The following is a 3,463-nucleotide window of genomic DNA, read 5'->3' on the forward strand; positions in this document are numbered from 1 at the left end:
GGCTCGCGCCTGACTTGCTTCCGGGCCTCAAAGGTCCGTATTCTTGGTGACGCGGGGTGGAGCAGCCCGGTAGCTCGTCAGGCTCATAACCTGAAGGCCGCAGGTTCAAATCCTGCCCCCGCAACCACTGAGACTTGTAACAGCATCCATTCCTGCTCACGCTCGGCCAGCAAGGCTTCGCAGCGGCGCAGGAATTTTGTCTTGTCCGCTAGTGACTTGAACTCCCCAACGGAACGTCTACGGACAAACTCCGCCGCTTGCTGATCCCGCAGTTCCCGCGAAACCTCGCGCCACGCTTCCTGGGCAGCCAGAATAGCGGCAAGGAGGCCGTGAATGATTCCGCCGTCTTGCCATCTGCCGATGGCGCAATGACCACCTTTTGCACCAACTGGCAATCGATCTCCAGCTTTCCTCCACCCCACACTCCCGCGTTGACAGCATGGTCTTGACGGCGGAAACCGCGCTTTTGAGCAGGCCGACATTGACTACTGCTTTCGCTTCGATGCCTTCCCGAGGATCGGGTTCTTCATGCCTGCGGTGGCCTGACGGTCACAGCGACAGGCATTAAATTCGATCTGCATCAGGCCGGAACGATCATCGTTCCAGGAAATGGCTTCTGCAATGTAGAGCGCTGCCTGCTGCCTTGCCGCGGACGCAGTCAAACGATGCGCTCTTCGGGAGCGAAACGCATCGCGAGCAAGATAAGCAGACCGATCCCGAGAGCCATCATGACCCATGCTTGTGACAAATCATCTGAATGGCCGCGCAGCCAGCCGGCCGCAAAGGGCATGACGCTTGCGATAATATAGCCGCCTCCTTGGACGAAGGCCGAGAGGCGGCCGGCACTCGCCGGTTCGTCGGCGTGGTCGAGCGTCACGATCAGCGACAGAGGAAACAGCGCGCCGATCCCCAGTCCAAGCAGGATCATTGCGGGAAGTGCCATAGTCAGTGGCATGGTGATGAGGCAGATCAGGCCGGCGAGAATGGCGAAAAGTGCGGTGGCCAGCGGTCCCCGCCGATCAGGAAAGCGGTTGATTAAAGCCGATACAGCAAGACCGGCGACAACCTCCATCAGCGTAAGACCCGCGAGCATATAGCCGGCAATATCTTCGCTGCGCCCCAGTTGAATATAGAAAGGTGGTAGCCATGCCAGGACAAGCGTATAGGCGCCCGTACCGACGCCAAAGAAGATAAGCAGGAGCCAGGCTTTGCCGCTTTTCAACGGTGATCGACCCACGGTTTGACGGGATGCCGTTTGTTTCACGCAGGCATCCGAAGAGGATGCTCCTTTCCACAGAACAAGGGCAAGGAGAGCAGGCAGCCCCCACAGCCCCAGCATCGCTTCCCAACCTACGAAACGGGACAAACCAGCCGCAGTCGCGGCTGCCATGGTTGCGCCCCCCATGATGCCGGTTGAGTACAATCCCATGACGCGCCCTGCGTCCAACGGGAATACCCGCTTGATGAATCCGGGCATCAACGCTTGAACGGCAGCAATGCCGAGACCGTATACTGCTGCACTGGCAAGAAGCCCGGCACTGGAAAACCAGAGGAGCCGCGAAATGCAGGCAAGCGCAATGATCGCTACTCCCAGGGCAATGCCGCGTCTATCCCCGATCGATTGCTGCAGGGGAGAGCCGGCGAGGGCGCCCAATCCCATTAGAAAAACCGGAAGCGTCGTCAGCGCCCCAGCGCCAGTCGATGTCAGGCCCGATCCTGCTTCGATCCGGTCGAGAACGGGGCCCAAAGCCGCAAGTGCCGGCCGCAAGTTCAGCGCAACGGCGACAACGGCGATTATCGAAAGGGTGTTCGAAGCGGAGGATGTTTCATAGCTTTTGGGTTGCACATCTTGATGTTGGAGCACGTTCTATATCTCTTGCTATTAAGAATCTTGACATCGAGATAAATGACATGGTTGAAAGCATCAACAGTTTTATACGACGGCGTCGATGAGTTGCGTGCTTGCGCAGGATTAAAAACCAACGGACTGAACCGATGCTCCGAGAACAGAAAGCCCGACATGCCACAGGTGGATCCGCGACCGGCCATGACAACACCGGCCCCTACACGGCTGAATCATCGCGAACATTCGTAGAATCGAGGCACGAATATGAGTGAGCCTATTAACAGCTTGGATCCCGCAGCTGCTGCAGCAGAACAATGGCGGAGGGAGCGTCCTGACATTGATCCCTTTCCGATGGAGGTGCTCGGCCGTCTCGGAGAGATCACGCTGATCATCATGCGCGATCGTCTCACTCCGTTTTTTGCGGAGCATGGCCTACAAAGCGGGGAGTTCGACGTCTTGGCAACATTGCGGCGCTCGGGCGCACCCTACGAACTCACCCCCACCCGGCTTTATGAATCCGCAATGCTCTCTTCAGGTGGAATGACGGCTCGTATAGATCGCCTTGAACGAGAGGGTTTGGTGGAGCGACGAAACCATCCGACCGATCGACGCGGTACACTGGTGGCTTTGACCCCCAAAGGTGTCTCGTTGATCGACGGGATCCTTGCGAAGCATGTCGAAAACGAGCGCCTGGCGCTGGCAGGATTAACAATGGCCGAGCAACATCAGTTCAACGCTCTTTCCATTAAGCTTCTTGCAGGCTTACGACATACACAATCACGGTGAATGCGCCAGGAGCGGTCCTTCCGAAGGCATGCCAGTGGGGTGAGCCGCCTGCGAAGGTCATCGTAAAATTCTGCAAGCCACGGTAGGTCAATGAAAGACTTCCAGGAGAGATTCGTGGCCTCAACCTTGGAGGAGGCCGCTCCGGGCTCTCTGACCCTCCTTGCTGTAACAGATGAAGACCGAGCGCTTGGATGCATCTGATCCCGCGCCGCGATGGAGTAACTGATGAAGCCTGCGGCCACGTCGCCATCATCGACGTTGTTGAGGAAGCCGAGGGAACAGGCGCGCTATCAACTTTTGCGCGCCTCAGGGTTTCGTGGCCGAATCTAGTCGGATGGTCAAACCCTTATAGGCTATCCATTCCAGCTATGCCCGATGCCGGCGCGTTCCGAGACCTGAACTATGAACGTCTTCGCAATAGTATGTCCTCTCTTACGGAGCCGTATAATGGCCCTGAAGCTCTCTCGACCCTCCCGCCGGTTCATATGAAGCTCTTGCTCAAGCTTGTTTCCTTCTGCCTGGTTGCACTGGTCGTTCTGCCGGTTGCGGTGGGTAGCGCCTACGAGGTGTTGTCGCGGCATTGGGCCAGGGCAAAATACCCGCCTCCGGGCAGACTGATTGACGTTGGAGGACGTAATATCCACCTTGATTGCCATGGCCAAGGATCGCCGACCGTCATTCTTGAAGCGGGACTGGACAATTACGGGACGCTTTCGTGGGCAAAGGTACATGACAGCGTCGCACGCCTTACCCGCGCTTGTGCCTATGATCGCGCCGGAATTATGTGGAGCGAGCCGAAGTTCACGTCGCAGCACGCCGATGCCGTGGCAG

The 3,463-nt window shown here is 57.7% G+C and carries 4 protein-coding genes and 1 tRNA gene; 3 read left to right on the forward strand and 2 right to left on the reverse strand.

Features of this window, described 5'->3' with window-relative positions; all coding sequences use genetic code 11:
* The first annotated feature begins 50 nt into the window (after positions 1-50).
* Positions 51-127 (forward strand) — tRNA-Met (locus C5L12_RS27495).
* A 358-nt stretch (positions 128-485) separates the two neighbouring features.
* Here the strand turns inward: C5L12_RS27495 and C5L12_RS28290 are convergent.
* On the reverse strand, positions 486-662 hold the full coding sequence (locus C5L12_RS28290; protein WP_157949145.1) for a hypothetical protein: 177 nt from the start codon (positions 660-662) through the stop codon (positions 486-488).
* A complete protein-coding gene (locus C5L12_RS27500) occupies positions 659-1,864 on the reverse strand; it encodes an MFS transporter (RefSeq protein WP_205839398.1) in 1,206 nt (401 codons plus the stop codon). The genes C5L12_RS28290 and C5L12_RS27500 overlap by 4 nt, the downstream gene beginning before the upstream one ends.
* Positions 1,865-2,110: 246 nt before the next feature.
* Between C5L12_RS27500 and C5L12_RS27505 the strand changes: the two genes are divergently transcribed.
* Both C5L12_RS27505 and C5L12_RS28295 read left to right on the forward strand, forming a co-directional pair.
* Positions 2,111-2,632 carry a MarR family winged helix-turn-helix transcriptional regulator gene (locus C5L12_RS27505; RefSeq protein ID WP_105375146.1) on the forward strand — a complete coding sequence of 174 codons (522 nt, stop codon included), beginning with the start codon at positions 2,111-2,113 and terminating at the stop codon, positions 2,630-2,632.
* Positions 2,633-2,823: 191 nt separating this feature from the next.
* Positions 2,824-3,463 (forward strand): hypothetical protein (locus C5L12_RS28295; protein WP_205839399.1); only part of this gene is annotated, 640 nt, incomplete at its 3' end.

This window comes from Neorhizobium huautlense (assembly GCF_002968575.1).
Classification (GTDB): Bacteria; Pseudomonadota; Alphaproteobacteria; order Rhizobiales; family Rhizobiaceae; genus Neorhizobium; species Neorhizobium huautlense.